General features: G+C 43.8%; 13 protein-coding genes, 1 tRNA gene and 4 riboswitches. All 14 genes read left to right on the plus strand.

The window, feature by feature from the left end; translation table 11 throughout:
* Nucleotides 1–12 precede the first annotated feature (12 nt).
* Entirely contained in the window at nucleotides 13–1,338 is a 1,326-nt protein-coding gene (gene der / locus ACZ449_RS08045; RefSeq protein WP_464260507.1) for a ribosome biogenesis GTPase Der, read from the plus strand.
* 21 nt (nucleotides 1,339–1,359) lie between these two features.
* A complete protein-coding gene (plsY, locus tag ACZ449_RS08050) occupies nucleotides 1,360–1,980 on the plus strand; it encodes a glycerol-3-phosphate 1-O-acyltransferase PlsY (protein ID WP_464260508.1) in 621 nt (206 codons plus the stop codon).
* On the plus strand, nucleotides 1,916–3,019 hold the full coding sequence (locus ACZ449_RS08055; RefSeq protein WP_464260509.1) for an NAD(P)H-dependent glycerol-3-phosphate dehydrogenase: 1,104 nt from the start codon (nucleotides 1,916–1,918) through the stop codon (nucleotides 3,017–3,019). Before plsY ends, ACZ449_RS08055 begins: the two co-directional genes overlap by 65 nt.
* A gap of 146 nt (nucleotides 3,020–3,165) precedes the next feature.
* Entirely contained in the window at nucleotides 3,166–4,644 is a 1,479-nt protein-coding gene (gene spoIVA, locus ACZ449_RS08060) for a stage IV sporulation protein A (protein ID WP_464260510.1), read from the plus strand.
* A 152-nt stretch (nucleotides 4,645–4,796) separates the two neighbouring features.
* On the plus strand, nucleotides 4,797–5,246 hold the full coding sequence (locus ACZ449_RS08065; protein WP_464260511.1) for an ACT domain-containing protein: 450 nt from the start codon (nucleotides 4,797–4,799) through the stop codon (nucleotides 5,244–5,246).
* 10 nt (nucleotides 5,247–5,256) lie between these two features.
* The gene (locus tag ACZ449_RS08070; protein ID WP_464260512.1) at nucleotides 5,257–6,549 is read left to right on the plus strand and encodes a homoserine dehydrogenase; all 1,293 of its coding nucleotides are present in this window, start codon (nucleotides 5,257–5,259) and stop codon (nucleotides 6,547–6,549) included.
* Between the two features lie 20 nt (nucleotides 6,550–6,569).
* Nucleotides 6,570–7,478: a homoserine kinase gene (gene thrB, locus ACZ449_RS08075; protein ID WP_464260513.1), complete on the plus strand. Its 909-nt coding sequence runs from the start codon at nucleotides 6,570–6,572 to the stop codon at nucleotides 7,476–7,478.
* A 174-nt stretch (nucleotides 7,479–7,652) separates the two neighbouring features.
* Nucleotides 7,653–7,729: transfer RNA gene (locus ACZ449_RS08080), tRNA-Pro, on the plus strand.
* A gap of 543 nt (nucleotides 7,730–8,272) precedes the next feature.
* A riboswitch (cobalamin riboswitch) is annotated at nucleotides 8,273–8,455 on the plus strand.
* A gap of 214 nt (nucleotides 8,456–8,669) precedes the next feature.
* Nucleotides 8,670–10,643 (plus strand): diguanylate cyclase, encoded by a 1,974-nt coding sequence (locus ACZ449_RS08085; RefSeq protein ID WP_464260514.1) that lies wholly within the window; start codon nucleotides 8,670–8,672, stop codon nucleotides 10,641–10,643.
* 41 nt (nucleotides 10,644–10,684) lie between these two features.
* A riboswitch (cobalamin riboswitch) is annotated at nucleotides 10,685–10,865 on the plus strand.
* A gap of 604 nt (nucleotides 10,866–11,469) precedes the next feature.
* A riboswitch (cobalamin riboswitch) is annotated at nucleotides 11,470–11,650 on the plus strand.
* 468 nt (nucleotides 11,651–12,118) lie between these two features.
* A complete protein-coding gene (locus ACZ449_RS08090; protein WP_464260515.1) occupies nucleotides 12,119–13,069 on the plus strand; it encodes a sirohydrochlorin cobaltochelatase in 951 nt (316 codons plus the stop codon).
* A gap of 196 nt (nucleotides 13,070–13,265) precedes the next feature.
* Nucleotides 13,266–13,565, plus strand: a riboswitch (cobalamin riboswitch).
* A gap of 161 nt (nucleotides 13,566–13,726) precedes the next feature.
* Complete coding sequence (locus tag ACZ449_RS08095; protein WP_464260516.1) at nucleotides 13,727–15,370, plus strand: hypothetical protein; 1,644 nt, start codon at nucleotides 13,727–13,729, stop codon at nucleotides 15,368–15,370.
* Between the two features lie 4 nt (nucleotides 15,371–15,374).
* Nucleotides 15,375–17,084 (plus strand): ABC transporter ATP-binding protein, encoded by a 1,710-nt coding sequence (locus ACZ449_RS08100; RefSeq protein WP_464260517.1) that lies wholly within the window; start codon nucleotides 15,375–15,377, stop codon nucleotides 17,082–17,084.
* Nucleotides 17,032–17,919: an energy-coupling factor transporter transmembrane component T family protein gene (locus ACZ449_RS08105; RefSeq protein WP_464260518.1), complete on the plus strand. Its 888-nt coding sequence runs from the start codon at nucleotides 17,032–17,034 to the stop codon at nucleotides 17,917–17,919. The genes ACZ449_RS08100 and ACZ449_RS08105 overlap by 53 nt, the downstream gene beginning before the upstream one ends.
* Nucleotides 17,916–19,349 (plus strand): hypothetical protein, encoded by a 1,434-nt coding sequence (locus ACZ449_RS08110; RefSeq protein WP_464260519.1) that lies wholly within the window; start codon nucleotides 17,916–17,918, stop codon nucleotides 19,347–19,349. Before ACZ449_RS08105 ends, ACZ449_RS08110 begins: the two co-directional genes overlap by 4 nt.
* Nucleotides 19,350–19,426: the final 77 nt, after the last annotated feature.

Here is a 19,426-nt window from a genome sequence, read left to right on the forward strand (position 1 = left end):
AGGTGATATTTGATGAGTAAACCAATTGTTGCAATCGTTGGCCGACCAAATGTCGGCAAATCAACTATATTTAATTATATCGGTAGAAACCGGTTATCTATTGTCGAAGATACCCCGGGCGTTACCCGTGACCGCATTTACATGGATTCTGAATGGCTGGGTCGTAATTTTACCATGATTGATACTGGTGGTATTGAATTTGAGACTAGTGACAAAATGCTTAACGCTATACGCAATCAAGCTAAACTGGCCATTGACGAGGCTGACGTTATCATGTTTGTTGTGGACGGAAAGGTAGGTATGACTACTGCCGATAATGAAGTGGCAGTGCTTTTACGCAACACTAGAAAACCAGTTTTACTAGTAGTTAACAAAGTTGACAATATGAAGAATGAGACTGACATTTATGAATTCTACAATCTAGGATTAGGCGATCCGATTGCTCTATCAGCCACTAATGCCCTTAATTTTGGTGACATGCTGGACCAACTGATTGAAAACATGCCTGAAGAACATATTGAACCTGAAGAAAAAGATCAGATCAAGGTGGCGGTAATCGGCCGTCCTAATGTCGGTAAATCTTCTTTAGTTAATGCGATCATTGGCGAAGATCGAGTTATTGTCAGCGATATTCCCGGAACAACCAGAGATGCCATTGATACTCATTTCACTAAAGATGGGCAGTCCTATGTAATGATTGATACCGCCGGAATGCGCCGTAAAGCCAAGGTTGATATGCCGGTTGAGCGCTATAGTGTGATTCGTTCGCTGCGGGCAGTGGACCGCTGTGATGTAGTTCTCATGGTTATTAACGCCGAAGAGGGTATAACAGAGCAAGATAAAAAAATCGCTGGCTATGCTCATGAAGCAGGTAAAGCTAGTATTATTGTCGTCAATAAATGGGATCTCGTTGAAAAAGACAGTAAGACTTCAATGAAATTTACCGAAACTGTTCGTGAAGAATTCGGTTTTATGCAGTATTCACCCGTGTTATTTACTTCAGCCCTTACCAGGCAACGGGTGCAGCGGGTAACCGAACTTGTTAAATTTGTAGCTGATCAACATGCGATGCGGGTGGCAACAAGTGTCCTTAACCAAGTAATTGAGGATGCAACCGCCATCAATCCACCGCCATCTGAGCATGGACGACGGCTAAAAATCTATTTTACTACCCAGCCGCAAGTTAAGCCACCTACGTTTATTTTCTTTGTTAATGACCCGGAGATCATGCATTTTTCCTATTTGCGTTTTTTAGAAAACAAATTGCGGGAAGCCTTTGGATTTGAAGGAACTCCACTCAAACTGGTTGTTCGCGGACGTAAAGAGAAAGATGAGTAAACAAATTGAAGGAGTGGAGAAATGGAATATTTGCTGGTTATTGTCGCCAGCTATTTGATTGGTTCAATCCCCAATGGGTTGATTATCGGCCAAAAGTTCTATAACGTTGATCTAAGGCAGTTTGGCAGTAAAAATATTGGCGCAACTAACGCCTATCGAACACTGGGTCCCTGGCCAGCCTTCTGGGTATTTTTCACAGATGCAGTAAAGGGAATAGCTGGCGTCCTTCTCGGCCACTATATTGGGGGAACGGCGGCAGCTGAGCTGGCTGGTGGAATAGGGGCCATCGCTGGCCATAATTGGTCAGTACTCCTCGGATTTAAAGGCGGACGCGGTGTAGCTACCGGTCTGGGCGTAATTGCCATGCTCTCGCCGAAGGTTACGCTGGTTGTCTTTACTATCTGGGCAATTATTGTATATCTTACTCGTTATGTTTCTCTAGCATCTATTATCGCAGCTGCCTTAGTTCCAGTTACCATGTGGCTATTGAATGCTAGACAGGAATTTTTTTACTTTGGCATAGTGGCTGCCTTATTTGTCATTATCAGACATCGACCGAACATTGAGCGATTATTAAATGGAACAGAATCGAAAATTAAAGCCGGTCGTAAAACTGAATCCGGCGCTGCGAAAGAGAAGTGACAATACCAAAATGCACATAGCCGTTATTGGTGCAGGCAGCTGGGGCACAGCTTTGGCCTCAGTCTTAGGGCAAAAGCATGCAGCTGTTCGACTATGGGTACGATCTCCTGAGCTATCTGAGCAGATCCAGGTAACCCGCGAAAATGCAACATACCTGCCTGGCTGTAAACTACCTCAGTCTGTTACTATTACCCATAAACTTGAAGAAGCCGCCACAGGAGCTTCGCTGATTGTACTGGTGACCCCATCGCATGCGATTCGGCAAACAGCGGTAAAGTTGGCTCCTTATATCAAAACTGAGACTATGCTTGTTACGGCAGCTAAAGGTCTAGAGTTAACCAGCATGAAGCGGCTATCGGCGATTATTGCGGAAGAATTGCCGGTGATTTCCGAACAAATCGCTGTCTTGTCAGGCCCTAACCATGCGGAAGAAGTGGCTTTGCGCTATCCTGCCGCCACTGTGGTTGCAGCTAAATCGCGCAAAGTTGCTGAGTATATTCAAGATGCTTTTATGCTGCCTTATTTCCGTGTTTATACCAATCCTGATATAATTGGCGTCGAGTTAGCTGGCGCCCTAAAAAATGTTATCGCACTAGGGGCTGGCCTTTCTGACGGCTTAGGCTTTGGCGATAATGCTAAATCTGCGCTTATGACCCGTGGTCTGGCGGAAATTGCTCGGCTGGGTATAGCCATGGGGGCAAATCCTCTGACCTTTGCGGGACTCGCAGGTATTGGTGACCTCATTGCTACCTGCACCAGCGTACACAGCCGCAATCGGCGCGCCGGACTTATGTTGGCAGCAGGTAAAACTATAGATGAAATCCAAGCCGAAACAGCAATGGTGGTCGAGGGAGTCAGAGCTGCTAAAGCCGCTTACCAACTAGCAATACGCTATGAAGTTGCGATGCCGATATCAGATCAACTCTACCAAGTACTCTATCAAAATAAGTCTCCTAAAGACGCCGTTCTCGAGTTAATGACCCGTGGCCGTACCCATGAGGTCGAAGAAGTTGCTCTTGCGAATTTAAACTGGAATTAAATAAACTTGGCATAAAAAAGTATGGTGGCTAATAAAGTATGGTAAGTTACTTTTTAGTTACCATACTTTTTTTATTTTGTAATATTTTAAGGGGCCTGTCATATATTTATAATGACAATTACCGTAATCAGGGAGGGATATGCCAGATGGAAAAATTCGACCTGTTTAGAGATATCGCCGAACGCACTGGTGGAGATATTTATATTGGTGTAGTCGGCCCGGTCCGCACGGGTAAATCAACCTTTATCAAGCGCTTTATGGAGACTATGGTACTGCCTAATATCACTAATCCCTATGATAAAGAACGTGCTAAAGATGAGTTGCCGCAAAGTGCCGGCGGTAAAACTATCATGACAACTGAACCTAAGTTTATTCCTAATGAGGCAGTAGAAATTAATGTGAAAGATAATGTGAATGTCAGAGTGCGGGTGGTCGATTGTGTTGGCTACACGGTTGAAGGTGCGTTAGGTTATGAAGAAGCAGACGGGCCTCGTATGGTGCTCACGCCCTGGTTCGAGAACGAAATTCCCTTCCAGGAAGCAGCCGAAGTAGGGACTCGCAAAGTAATTACTGAACACTCTACAATTGGTTTAGTGGTTACTACTGATGGGACTGTTACCGATCTGCCACGAGATAAATATATCTCGGCGGAAGAGCGGGTCATTAGTGAACTTAAAGAACTACAAAAACCTTTCTTGGTAATTCTAAACACTGGTAAGCCCAATTCCAAAGAAACACGGGAACTTGTAGCAAAATTAGAAGGCGCTTATGATGTACCGGTAATTCCGGTCGATTGCGCTCAATTATCTCATGATGATATCTATGGTATTTTGCAAGAGGTACTCTATGAGTTTCCGGTTAGAGAAGTCAATATTACCCTGCCCAAGTGGGTCGAAGAACTTGATAAAGACCACTGGCTGCGCCTGAAATTTGAAGGTGCTGTTAGTAATGTAGTTCAATATATTCGCCGCCTCCGTGATATTGACCGGGCAATTGACGATTTGTCAGGCTGCGATTTTGTTGCCGATGTAATTCTGCATGATATGGATCTTGGCAATGGCATTGCAGTTATCGAAATGACCGCGCGTGCCGACCTGTTCTATAATGTGCTTGAAGAACTCACCGGCTTTACCATAACAGGAGAACATCACTTGCTGCGGCTTATGAAAGACCTGTCAATTGCCAAACGGCAGTATGATAAAATATCAGCTGCGCTTGAAGATGTTGAGCAAACCGGGTATGGTATCGTGCCACCGCAACTTGATGAAATGGTCCTGGAAGAACCAGAGATTATTCGTACAGGCAATCGCTTTGGTGTAAAGCTCAAAGCTTCAGCACCTTCTTTACATATTATCCGCACTGATGTGCAAGCTGAAATATCACCTATTATTGGCACCGAAAAACAAAGCGAAGAACTTATTCAGTACCTCATGCGTGAATTTGAAGGTGAGCCGGAAAAAATCTGGCGTACTAACCTGTTTGGTAAATCGTTAAATGAGCTAGTGCGCGAAGGCATTCAAAATAAATTAACAAGTATGCCGGAAAATGCACAAATGAAACTAAAAGATACGCTTCAGAAAATTGTTAATGACGGTAGTGGTGGATTAATATGTATCATATTTTAAATAAACTAATACTTTATCTTGAATTACCGGTCAGTCTGTAACGGACTGACTAATTTTTTTGTATTTTTGCTTGTATAATCTGTTATTTTGATGATATAATGTCTACCATATAAAGATAACCATCCGCAACAGCAGTACCAAGGAGGAGAACTATGGTTACAGGACAAAAAGCTATTTTCTATCTAGTTCGGGAGGAAATTTTACCCGAAGCCATTAAAAAAACAATTAAAGTAAAAGAGCTGTTAAAACGCGGCGAAGCCCGAACAATCAACGAAGCAGTGGAAAAAATGGAGTTAAGCCGCAGCGCCTACTATAAATATAAGGATTATGTATTTCCGTTCTACGAAGCAAGCAAAGAAAAGATTGTAACAATCGCTTTACTGCTAGAACACAAATCAGGCGTTCTGTCACGGGTTTTAAACACCGTTGCCAACGATCATGGCAGCGTGCTAACTATTAATCAAGGTATTCCACTGCAAGGAGTGGCCAATGCAACAATCTCTATTGAAACGGCTGAGTTAGTTATCGACTTAGAGGCCCTGCTTGACAAGTTGAGAATGGTCGATGGAGTAAAAAGACTAGAAGTTTTAGGTCAAGCTTAGGAGGCAGACTATGAGTGCAATTACAATTGCTTTGCTGGGAATGGGAACTGTAGGTACCGGCGTTGTTAAAATTTTAACAAATAATGCCCAGGATATTGCCCAAAAGGTAGGGAAACCAGTTGTAATTAAGAAAATACTGGTTAGGGAACCTAACAAAGTTAGAAATGTAATACCAGCCGCTAAACTCATAACTGATTTTGCAGAAATCCTAAACGATCCGGATATTTCGATTGTCGTTGAGGTGATGGGTGGAGAAAGTCCAGCTAAAGAATATATGTTGGCTGCACTTAAAGCCGGCAAACATGTTGTCACTGCTAACAAAGATGTTGTCGCCCAATATGGTCGTGAACTTTTTGAAGCAGCGGAAGCTGGCCAGGTTGATTTTCTATTTGAGGCCAGTGTGGGCGGTGGCATTCCCATTATCCGCCCTCTGAAACAATGTTTAGCTGCCAATCAGATTACTGAAATTATGGGCATAGTTAATGGAACGACAAACTATATGCTTACAAAAATGTCAAATGAGAAAATGGATTATGCCGACGTACTTGCTGAAGCACAGGCCAAAGGCTATGCTGAAGCTGATCCAACAGCCGATGTCGGCGGCTTTGACGCTGCCCGCAAGATTGCTATTTTAGCATCAATTGCTTTCAATTCTCGTGTTACACTTGATGATGTTTCGATCGAAGGCATCACCAACATTTCGATTCAAGATATTGAATATGCGAAAGAACTCGGTTTTATTATCAAGCTACTAGCCATTGCCAAACAAGATGAACATGGTATTACTGTCCGTGTGCATCCGGCATTTTTACCAGTTAGTCACCCGTTAGCTGCAGTAAACGATGTATTTAATGCCATATTTGTCAAAGGCGATGCTGTCGGCGAAACCATGTTTTACGGACGTGGCGCCGGTGAATTACCAACAGCTAGTGCCATTGTTGCTGATATAATTGATGCCGCGCGCGACATTCGACATAATGTCAGCAGTCGGATTTTATGTACCTGCTTTAGCCAAAAACCTATTTACCCGGTCAGCAAGACAGAATCCCCTTATTACATTAGGCTGCTTGTTGAAGACAAACCGGGCGTACTAGCTGCCATTGCCGGAGCATTTGGCGCGCAGCAGGTCAGCTTACATTCTGTCATTCAAAAACGAAAAGTTGAAGGTTCTACCGAACTTGTCCTTATTACCTATCGGGTATCTGATGAATATATTCGGCTAGCCATGAACACCTTGCTGGGTATGTCAGTAGTAAGTAAAGTAGGTAGTGTTATTCGTGTAGAAGCTGAACAAATTTCATAAGGTCAAAGGGTGGCGATACTATGGTAAACACTGTAAAAATCCGCGTGCCGGGAACAACCGCAAATTGTGGTCCAGGATTTGATGCGGTCGGCATTGCATGTACAATATACAACGATCTTGAGCTTACCTTACATGACGAGGGCGGTATATCTTTGGCGGTAACTGGCGAAGGGGCCGGGTTCATTCCCGCTGACGAGTCTAACGTTGTTGTTAAGGCCATTAGAATGATTCTAAACAAAACCGGCCATCAAGAGCAAGGTATAAAGCTTACTATGCTTAATAATATTCCCCTGGCCCGCGGTCTCGGCAGCAGTGCTGCTGCTATTGTTGGTGGCCTTGTTGGTGCCAATGAACTTACAGGCAGACACTTTACCAAAGAAGATCTTTTAACTATGGCGACAACCATTGAAGGCCATCCTGATAATGTTGCTCCGGCCATTTTTGGTGGGATTACGGTTAGTATTATGGATAATGCCAGCGTTAAATATCTTCGGTTTTTACCACCAGCAGCATTTTCGATGATCGCAGTAATTCCCGAATTTAACCTATCTACGAAAGCTGCCCGCAAGGTTTTGCCGGAAACAGTGCCGTTTGCTGATGCGGTATTTAATGTCAGCCGTACAGCACTCTTAATTGGTGCACTGTGTACCGGCGAATTAAAGCTACTGTCTCATGCGCTGGAAGATCGACTGCACCAACCATACCGGGAGAAACTTATCCCGGGGATGACGCAAGTCTTGGCAGCTGCCCGCCAAACAGGGGCGCTCGGGGCGGCTCTAAGCGGTGCTGGTCCCTGCCTGTTAGCCTTTACTGAAGCAGGCAACACTGAGATGATCGGGAAGGCTATGGTTAAAGCTTTTAGTAACTACAAAGTGCAAGCAAGATATCACCTCTTGCAAATTGACCAACAAGGTGCTGTCGTTATATAGTTGTCATATGAATTAGGGATAAAAGTTCCAGGAAACCCTGCTCCGTAATGGCGTAAGCAGGGTTTCCCCAAAAAAAGCAGCATTCAGGGTTGACATATCCCGCTAAATTGGGTACAATAAATTTTGTCAGTCAGACATACGGTATCAACTGCCTATGGCTGACAGATAAAATATCGGGGCGTAGCGCAGTTTGGTAGCGCATTAGTCTGGGGGACTAAGGGTCGCAGGTTCAAATCCTGTCGCTCCGACCAATATATAATATATCGAATAATCCCAACAAAATCAGGGGGTTCGCAAATTATGCGAATCTTTTTTTATGTATCAAAATTTATAATTTTTGGGAGTGGCGGAGGCATTATAAAACAAGGGGTGCTAAGTACAAAACCCGGTACAGGTGGTCGTCATACGACGTTTTGCCGCTAGCGCTTACTCCCGCAACTCCCCGGCCTTTGCCGGAAAAAGCGTTCCGCAGGAGAAAAGCCGGGCGGTATTCCGTAAAAAAATCCGTACTGTCTGAGCGTAACGAGTTTACGGATTTTAGGAATACCGCCTGGCTTTTCAGCTTTTGGAGGCTTGGGGCCTAGACCTTTTGTTACTTTTGGGGCAATGCCAAAAGTAAAAGGCCCTCACCTTGTATTCGATTGACCAACTATCTAAATTAAAAGGCCGCGCTAGCGGTTTTCTTATATCTGAAGCGAGGTTCGGGGGACTAAAAGAAATCGAGTCTTTATAGTTATACAAATTGCCATCGATTGACAAACAAGACTCAAAGAGTTTATACTGATTTTATAAAATTTAATATATATGAGTTAGGTGCCCTACGGGGCTTAATAGGGAAGTCCGGTTAAATGCCGGCGCGGTCCCGCCACTGTAACGGGGAGCAAGCTTAAGATGTGCCACTGGAACGATTAGTTCTGGGAAGGGTTAAGCAAGCTATGATCCGAAGCCAGGAGAACTGCCTAGCTGACAATCACCGTTTTTACCCACGCGGTATGGGGAGGGGATTACAGTAGGCGTTTTGGGGTTATTCCTGCGTCGGCTTTGTGATTCACTCCTGGTATATTGATGCCAGGAGTTTTTATGTGCCATACTGTATTCTTGCTCCCGATCTAGCAAAGGTTGGGAGTTTTTGTTTAACGGCAAGAAAGTACTAGTATCCCTAACTGAGTAAATGAGGAGAGGTGTCTTGTTGTGACTCTATCGCAAGCTAAAAAAAATTTACAAACGGTTTTGTCACCATGGACAAAGCGAGAGGACTGTACCCTTTATCTGGCTATTTTATCCCATCAATTCAATCATATATTTCAACACTCAGAGAGAGTGGCTCACTATGCTGTTTTGCTGGCAAAAGCGATTGGGTGTAGTGCTGATGAAATATCCACTATTGGGGCGGCGGCAATGTTGCATGATATCGGTAAAATCAATGTACCAATCAAAGTGTTATATAAGCAAGGGGTTTACACCGAGAATGACAGAGCTGAAATGGAACGTCATTCTGTATACGGCTACCAAATGTTGCTGCGCTCAAAAGATTTACGCGAACTTGCTACGATCGTGCTTTGCCATCATGAGCGCTACGATGGTAGCGGCTACCCAAAAGGATTACAAAAGCTGGAGATACCGTTAGCAGCGCGAATCATTCATATTGCTGAGGCATTTGATGTTATGACAACAATTCAAAATTATCAGCAACTAAAAAAGGGAGAGCAAGCGTTGGCTGAATTAGAGCATCTGGCAGGTAGTCAGTTTGATGAAACATTGGTAAAAGCCTTTATTGGTGCGAAGACTGAGATTATTGCTGAAATTAAGACGGAAATAACAGTGACAACTAGCCAAGAAGAGCGGCAGCCGGTGTTATCCACCAATGGTATTATGTGTTATATGCAGAATATAGCGAATTTAGGGATTATCTGTTTGGATAAATATAATACAGTGGTTTTTTGTAATTCTTATGCAGAAGAGATGCGCCAATTACCAGTAGGGTCACTGTTAGGTAAGAATTTTTTGGATTGCTATCCGCGGCATCGGCACAAAATTTTAGAGGGCAAGCTGACTCAACTGCGGACGGGTGAAAAAAATGAGTGGTATCGCCTTATGGGGCGTGGCAGTAAATTTATCGAAAATAGGTACTCACGGGTCATTGATGAGCAGGGTAATTTCGTGGGCACAGTGTTGGTTACTATTGATGTCACTGAACGGGAAGTAGTTTCCCGTAGTTTAAGTGCGGCTCTGGAAAGGCAGGCTGCTTTGTATCAAGCAGCCCAGATAATTACATCTGCTCTCAGTATTGATGAAGTGCTAGAGGGCATTTTAAGAATAATAAAAAGGAGCATAGTAGTGAATCAGGCAACTATATATTTGCTCCATGAAAAAGACAAGGATACCTCGGGTGGATATGAAAAAAATAGTAAAAGCAATGCGTCTATATTCGGACAAGACTGTCACAACGCAGCCGAAAAATTACGTAATACACTGCAGACAGTAATGGTTGATGACGAAAAAAATAATCTGACAAAATGGTATGTTCCCATTATCTACCGAACCGAGTTACTTGGAATTTTATATGTGGAACGGATTAGCCAAGGCGAGGATTCCCTAGAACGGGTGGAACTGTTGGAAACGCTGGCTAGCCAGACGGCTATCGCTATCCGGAACGCCAGGTTGTATGAAGAAGTTACTTATTTAGCAGAGCATGACAAATTGACAGGACTCTTAAATCGCCACTCTTTCGACAGGTTTTTTGCTGATTATTGTCAAAGAAACAAAATACAGCTAATACCATTTACAGTAGTAATGATTGATATTGATGGATTGAAACCAGTCAATGACCAGTATGGGCATGTGGCAGGCGATATGTTAATCAGTGCGGCAGCTCAGGTTGTAAAAAATAGCATTCGTACCGCTGACAGGGCTTTTCGTTATGGTGGTGACGAAATCGTCGTAGTTATGCCAGACATGACTTTAGGACAAGCGCACAGCATTATCAAGCGGATACAACGTAATGCCAAGTGGTGGAAACCTAAATCAACGTATGCAAATTTAGTGCTGAGTGTTAGTGTTGGTGCTGCAGATAGTGGTGAGATAGATGCAGAGTGCCTACTTAAGGAGGCCGATAAGCGAATGTATGAAAATAAGAGAATTTATTATAAGCTGGTTGAGAGTTGACAACTGTTACTAAAAATGGTATTCTATATATGTAATAAAAATTAAATATCGATGAGATAGGTGCCTTAAAGGCTTAATAGGGAAGTCCGGTTAAAAGCCGGCGCGGTCCCGCCACTGTAACGGGGAGCGAGCTTAAGATATACCACTGGGATGTATTTCCTGGGAAGGTTTAAGCAAGCCAAGATCCGAAGTCAGGAGAACTGCCTATTTGACAATCACCGTTTGTTACCCACGAGGTATGGGGAGGGGATTACAGTAAATGCTTTTAAAGCGTAGCTGATTAATTTTCTCCTGGTTTATACGCCAGGAGTTTTCTATTTGCTTTACTGTTTATTACTCTCAACTTTTACCGGTTGAGAGTTTTAATATTTAGTACCATTTTTCTCAAACGCTCCTTTTGAACATTGCGCCGTTGGCGCGGGTCAGTTTGACCCTTTCTTTTTACAATTCTATTATGATATAAAGTGAGTCTTAGCTTCAGGTAGGGGGTAACCCTATCTGAAGTTTAGCCGAACTTATCCAGGGACTTAGTTACTATTAGCTTCTACGTATTGGTTATTACTTCCAACTTTTACTGGTTGAGAGTTTTAATATTTAATGCCATTTTTCTCAAACGCTCTTTTCGAACATTGCGCCGTTGGCGCGGGCCATTTTTGGCCCTTATTTTTTTAATTCTATTATGACCTAAATGATTGCAGACCCAGGTAAAAGTAAAAATAGGGGGATGTGTACCATGGTTTTACATATTGCTAATGTTTCAAATTGAAAGCATATTATGGATTGACAATCGCTTCCTACGGTGTTATGCTAATTTTATCGAAGAAAACTGAATATGTACGAGATAGGTGCCTTAAGGGCTTAATAGGGAAGACCGGTTAAATGCCGGCGCGGTCCCGCCACTGTAACGGGGAGCAAGCTTAAGATATACCACTGGGATGATAGTCTTGGGAAGGTTTAAGCAAGCAAAGATCCGGAGTCAGGAGAACTGCCTATTTGACAATCACCGTTTGTTACCCACGAGGTATGGGGAGGGGATTACAGTAGGCGCTTTTGGCGTTCTGAGCTAATTCACTCCTGGTTTGTACACCAGGAGTTTTGTATTTACTCTACTGCTTAAAACTCTCAACTTTTACCGGTTGAGAGTTTTAATATTTAATGCCATTTTTCTTAACCACATTCCTTTTGAACATTGCGCTTTTTTGCGCGGGTCATTTTTGGCCCTTACTTTTTACAATTCTATTATGATATAAATAAAATCAAATAACGAAAGAGTTAGGTTTATCTTAATCGCTGAGTCAAGACTCCCGCCTCTACAGGCGGCGTCAGTTCAGATGGAGTAGACTCTCCACCTGAACCCCCGATGTTTCAGCTCTGCTGAAACGAGTTCACTTATTATTTCACGAAAATAGGGAGGTGAATTAAGTTCTCTGTAAATTTCTACTAAATAACTTGTACTAAATAAGGAGTGAAGAATTTTGAAAAGAAGCATTTGGTTTATGATGACTTTATTCTTGATGACAGTATGTTTTGGTGTCCTTACTATTGGACAAACAACCTATGCTGCCGAAGCCGCAGCAGGGAAAAAAGCAATTTTGGTTGTAAGTTTTGGCACTACTTTTGCAGATACACGTAAAATTACAACAGAAGCGGTTGAAGATAAAATTAAAGCTGCTTTCCCCGATTATGAAGTTCGCCACGCTTTTACCTCTCGTATTATTATTAAACGATTAGCTGATCGTGATGGATTGCACTTCGATACAGAAAAACAGGCACTTGATAAATTGAAAGCTGATGGCTATAAAGAAATTATTATTCAACCGCTGCATATGGAAGCAGGGGATGAATATGCAAAGCTCATGCATGTAGTTGACAATTATAAGAAATCCTTTGATAAAATTTCCGTTGGTCGCCCGGTCCTGTACTATACGGGACAAGAGGGGGAAAAACCGGATGATTATTTGATTGCCATTAAAGCAATGCAAACTCAATTTCCTAAATTAGGAAAAGGTGAAGCAATTGCCCTGATGGGTCATGGTGGCGTAAATCCCTCTAATACAGCCTATGCAGCCCTTCAAATGAAAATTCAGGATGCGGGTTTAAAAAATGTTTTTGTATTTACAGTAGAGGGTTATCCTACCATTGAAAATGTGATTAAGGAATTAAAAGACAATAAAATTAAAAAAGTTACTTTAATGCCAATTATGTTGGTTGCAGGTGATCATGCAAACAACGATATGGCTGGTGACGATAAGGAATCCTTTAAATCGCAGTTGATCGCCGCTGGATTCAAGGTAGAAACTTATATTCATGGACTCGGTGAAAATGTTGGCATTCAAGATATCTATGTACAACATGTAAAAGATGCTATTGCAGGGGCTTATATCGAAAGAAGCAAAGAGCGTCCGGCCATTCCGGTTATTAATTAGACACAATTTTTTTATAGAAGAAAATTAAATATATTTGAGATAGGTGACGTAAGGGCTTAATAGGGAAGAACGGTTCATTTACTGTTTAAAACTCCCAACTTTAAACGGTTGGGAGTTTTAATAGTTTAAGGCATTTTCTCAAATACTTCTTTTTGACAATCCTAAAGGCAAAAAGCACTAGAATATAAGTAAAAACTAAATAACGAAAGAGTTAGGTGCCCTACGGGGCTTAATAGGGAAGTCTGGTGAAAAACCGGCACGGTCCCGCCACTGTAATGGGGAGCAAATCCAAGAGTAGACCACTGGGATAAGATAAGACTTGGCTTGTGCCAAGTCCTTTAGGACGCCGGCAGGAGCCGCCAGTACTCCTTTAGGGGGTATAGGTAGGCGTTCAATCCAGGGAAAGTTAGACTTTCCGTCTGGATGAAAAGTCCTGGGAAGGTTTGGATGAGCGATGAACCAAAGTCAGGAGAACTGCCTAGCTGACAGTCACCGTTTAACCCACGAGGTATGGGGAGGGATTATTGTATGATGTTATATGCCAAAAAATCATGGCCGTTTGGCAAGGTTTTTGGGGGCACTATATAGCAACGATAAAAATGCATTCCCTGGTAAACACAGGGGATGCATTTTTGTCGTTGGAAAGGAGGAAAGAATTTGACTATCAAAAAAGCACTAACCGGGTTGGTGGCGGTGCTGTTTGTATTGTTAACAATTACCGGTCAGGCCCAAGATGGCCTGTCTTTTTCCTGCCAATTTCCATATTATCTCGGAAAAGCCAGAGACTCTGTGACTCCTGGTACCCAAACAGCAGCGCTGTTTACTATCGAAAACCGTGACTTAGCCGATAAGGCGGTAGAACTGACAATTAGCCTGCCGCCAGGGTTTAGGCCTGTTGGTTATCAGGAAAATTGGGAGATAAAAGAGGAAGCAAATCATTATGTTCTAACAAGACAAGCTTTGCTGGCAGGCGGTTACAGTCAGTGGTATGACTTGTTATCTTTTCAGGTGGCAACAGAATTGCCGCTTGGCAGCTATACAGCTACTGTTACAGCAGGAGAAGTTGCGCAGCAGATACCAATTAGCGTAGGCGCGGGAACAAATGATACTACTGCGGCAGTAACTATAGCAGGCATTGTGCTACCTTTAGATAAGGACGGCAAAAACGATGACCGTATGGGCCGCAATGTTTTAGTGCTGCGTGACAGGCAATGGGACTATTACAAAAATCTATTGATCGGTAAAGGCGCTTCTAATCAGGAAGTGGAAGCTATTCATCCGGTGACCCATTTGGGAGTGGATATTGCAAATCCGTCTGGGGTACAGAAGCTGGTTGTTGTTACTGTCCAGTTGTTAGATGCTGCCAGTCATCAACCGATAAACGGTTTGTTTACTCCAGGTTCGACCAATGAAGATGTAAATGGCGGTGCAATGGATGGACAAAAAAAATATTTAGAAGCTTTTACAGCTCTAAACGGGGATGCTTGGCAACGAATGCAGATACCGGTATATGCGGATGAGCGTGATTTGACTGGCGGTAATTATATTCTCCAGGCAGAACTAAAGGATGGAGTTAAGCCGCCGCTGGTGTGTGAAGTGCCGCTTACTGTTGTAAAAAAAGATAATAAGGCACTGGTAGTGGTCAGTATAGCAACACTGATGGTAGTAGCAGGTATAGTTGTAGCCCTTAGACGTTTGCGACAGGTACTGAAGGTGTTAAAAACACGCTGGCTGGTAACGATCGCCTTATTTGGTGCAGCGGCTTTTGCGGTAGTTAATGTACCGTCTACCTTATTAAATGACTTTTTCCATATTTTGCTAGGGCCGTTCGGATTTTTGGTTACAGGTCTCTTTAGTGGTGTATTTCTTTATATGATGGTGGTGGCGTTGGTCATATTAATTCCCCGGCCGGGGGTAGTAGCACTTATGACTGTTGTCCGCATGCTCTTAGGGATGCTGGCTTTTGGACAAATTTCACCAATTAGTTTGTTGACCTATGGGATGCATGCTCTATTGCTGGAGCTATTGATTTATGGTAGCGGAATATATGGCTGGCTACAAAAACGGGAAGATGAAAGTATACCCTGTAGCAAGATCGCGCTTTTTGCCATTAGCTGCGGTGTGGCTGATACGATTTCAACTTATGTAGGGTTACAGGCTATGGCGTTTTTGTATCGCATGTATTATGCTGCCTGGTATATTGCTTTAGTTTTGATTTTTAACGGATTTATCTATACAGCGATTGGCGCTGTCTGCGGTACAGCCTTAGGCAAACGATTAGCCAGAGTAGGGGGGGATTGACAGGATGGACAGTATGGTACAGTTTTGCAATGTTTCTTTTACCTATCGGCATCGCAGTATTCCCAGTGTAAAAAATGTTAGCCTCCAGGTTTCGCCAGGAGAATTCTTATTGCTGACAGGCGCAACCGGCTGTGGTAAAAGTACGTTGTTGAAGATGCTCAATGGTTTGATTCCCCATGAAAGTGGCGGTAAAATTGTCGGCGAAATCTTTGTCAATCGCCAGTCTACGCGTGACTTTGCGGTAGCCGAGATGAGCCGCACGGTGGGTATGGTATTTCAAAATCCGGATGATCAGATTTTTTCAACAACAGTCTTTGATGAAGTAGCTTTTGTACTGGAAAATATGGGAATGACTGCAGCCCAAATTGAGCCTCAGGTCAAAGAGACGCTGCAGTTGGTAGGCCTGTTAGCTAAGGCTGAAGCTAGCGTCCATGCTCTGTCAGGCGGACAAAAACAACGCTTGGCTGTAGCGGCTGTATTGGCCGCTAGACCACAGGTACTGGCGCTTGATGAACCCATTAGCCAGCTTGATCCGCAGGGAGCGGTGGAATTATTGTCAGTTTTAAAAGAACTGAATGCTAGGCTGGGAATTACCATTATCCTGGTCGAGCACCGGCTGCATGAGGTATTGCCCTTATGTCACAAGGTAGCCATTATGGATGCCGGCGAGCTTATTTGGCAGGGCGACTGTAAGGAAGCCTATGGCCGTCAGGAACTGTTCGCAGCCTATGGACTTCGGTTGCCGCAGCCTGTTACTATCTGTCATCAGCTAGGACTTGCGGCGTGTTCCGCTAAGGTCAGTGATGCTGTGGCAGCCATTCGCCAAAGCTATGCTGTTCCTCACTATGAGCTGGTAGCTCCAGTCAGACCCAAGGAGCTACTGCCAAAGTTGCCAGCTGTTACGGCCAAGGGGTTATCCTTTTATTATGATAATCCCGCGAAATTAGTGATTCGAGATGTCGATTTTACTGTGTTTTCTGGACAATTTATTGCACTTATGGGAAGTAATGGCGCTGGTAAATCAACCTTGTTGCACTTAATGGGCGGTTTAATCAGACCGGTCACAGGGGCAATAACAATAATGGGTCAAGAACTTACCAACATTTCTCCAGAAGTTGGCATGGTTTTACAAAACCCGGATTTTATGCTGTTTAACAGCACCGTCCGGGAGGAAATTGTGTTTAGTCTGCAACAGCACCAAGGGGAAGGCAGTGACTGGACAGGGTATTGCCAATTATTGGTCGATACGTTGGGACTAAGTGATTTGCTAGAGGAGTTTCCGTTGTCTTTAAGCCGGGGCCAGCGGCTTCGCGTAGCTATTGCCGCTGTACTATCCTGTAAGCCGGCGGTGCTGCTGTTGGATGAACCGACAACCGGCCAGGATATTGGTCATATTGAAGATATTGTTTTATTGCTCAAAGAATATACAAGACAAGGTGGCAGTATTGTTTTTTGTACCCATGATACTGAGGTGGCCGCTCGGTTTGCTGATCGCATTGTTGTTATGCGGCAGGGAAAAATCGTGGCAGATGATGTGCCTGCTGCTGTTTTTCAGGACCAGATTATGCTTGACACCAGCGGACTCAAACCGCCGGCAGTGCTGCTTACCGCCCAGGCCTTATATGGTGGCACAGCACTTACCGTAGAGGAGGTGGTAGGGTATGTACGACAGACAGGTATGGGAAGCTACACCGGGGAAAACCCTGCTTCATAAGATTGATGTCCGTACTAAAATGGTATTATTAATCCTGTTGGCAGCGGTGGTGCTGATTGTCGACAGCCCACGTTCGCTATTTCTGCTATTTTGTTTGGCTCTGAGCCTGCATGTTATTGCCCAGTCATCTGCTGGCAGATGGCGTATACTTATGGTTTTTATCTTGCTTGGTATTTGGGGCTCGATGACAAGTCAGGCGCTATTTTATACCAGAGAGCCACGAACTGTTATTGCTTGCCTGCTTGCGCCGACTATACCAGGTATTGGCGCAGTGACTGGTGGGGTATACATATACCGCGAAGGGTTGGAATACGGCGCTGTGCAGGCGCTGCGTTCAGGCACGATGCTAAGTTTGGGTTTGCTGATTAACTGGACTTCTGATCCGCGGCAATTGCTGCGGAGTTTGCTGTCCTGGAAGCTGCCTTGTGAATTGTGCTTTATGCTGATAACCGGGCTCAGGTTTTTACCAGTCATCTTTCAAGAGACCGGGGTTGTGCTAACAGCTCAACGCCTCAGAGGATTTAATCCCTTTAGATCACTATCACCCTGGCGGCTTATTCAAACAGCTTTTCAAACTCTGTTTCCTATTTTGGCACGGACCCTGCGCCGGGCAGCAACCTTAGCTTCGTCTGTCGAAAGCCGAGGATTTGGCCGGGAAACACCCCAGGTGGCACTACCGGTATGGTCACATTATGAACGTTTTTTCTGCCATGGTATGCTGCTGGTCTTATGTGCTCTTGTACTTTTAAAAGGCATGGATGCGCTGCAGTTTAACGGTCTGTTATATGTGCCGTCCTGGCGGGGTTTATATGATTTGATGAAAGTGTGGCTGTGAAAGATATGCAAAAGCTGATTAAAACTGGGATTACCCTCTTATTTATTTGTACTCTGGGATTATTAGCTACCCATATTTTTGGCATTAACAGCCAACTCAACTTTTCCAACAAAGCTAATGGTACGCAGACTGGCGCTTATAGCAAAGTATTGGAAACTGTTTTAGGTCAAATTGAGGTCTATAACTACCAGCGGATGGGTTTTAATAAAGGCTTTGTTCGTTTTTCGCCTGACAGCAACTTTTTGGCAGTTGGTTCGGAAACCGGAGAAGTACTGCTCTATACTACCAAGGGAAGTCTTGTCTGGCGTAAAAACATGGGTTTAGGCAAGCTGGCGGCGCTGGAATTTTCGCAAGATGGGCAGTCGGTACTTGTTGGCGAAACCAGCCAACAGGGCTGGTTATTTAGTCTGAGTGTTAAGGATGGTAGTGAGCTATGGCGGCAAACCACTGTCAATGAACTTGGTGTCAATATTAAGGAAAAAACCTATCCTGGTATGGTCGTCATTCGGACAGATCCGTCTGGTATGATTTATACTGTTGGTCAGCGGTATATCAGACATTCTGATGGTCGTAACGAGTACATTACTCGTATTTATAAATTTACGCCTGCAGGAGAAAGGGTGGGAATGTTTCCTAGCGACCACAATATGGACGCCAATATCAGCTGGCTTAGTGTAGATGCAACTAGTGAAAAGGTTGCCTTCTGTACCGCTAATTATGATGTGGCGAAATACCAATATGACCGCAATGTCTATTGTCTGGACGGCAAGCTAAAGACCATATTATGGAGTAATTATATAGATATAGTGCCGCCTTATCAGAATGTTACGATGCGCACAAGCCCTGATGTTACTCCAGACGGGAGGTATGCTGCCTGTATGGCCAGCGACGGGCGCTGCTTTTTATTAGATGTCGGCCAGGGAAAAGAATTATGGAAGCGCTATATTAGTCAACCGCAAAAAATTGGTGGTGTCTCAATAAATGCTACTGGTAGTACCGCCCGAACTATGGGTGAATATGCCGTGTTTACAACAGGCAATACCTATAATCGGGCCAATTGGCAACTGCCAACCCCGGTGGAAAATCCTAATTCCAATAGTTTGTTTGTGTTTGACTTACAAGGCAAGTTGGTGAATAGCTATAAATTTGGCGGCACGATTGAGGAAATGGCTGTCAACAGTAAGCTGGCAGCACTAGCGGTAGGCCGAAATGTTCGCTCTAAAGACCCGTCAGTGCATGGCATATATATTATCACAGTTCCGGAAACAAACTTGGTTGATTTGGCCGCTACTAGCGGTGGTCCATGTATTGCTGCTGCGATCAGCGCTGATGGACAGTATGTAGCTGGGATTGAAGCGCCGCTGCAACTTGATGATGGTCAGGTTATCGGGGAATATAAGTTAACCTTGTTGGCAAAAACGAAAAGGTAAATTCGTGCTCAGTAAATTTAGATTGAGGGAGCCACATGAATCAGCACATAATACTGTCTGACAAGTATGGCGAAAGG

The sequence above is a fragment of the Desulfosporomusa polytropa genome (assembly GCF_055380075.1).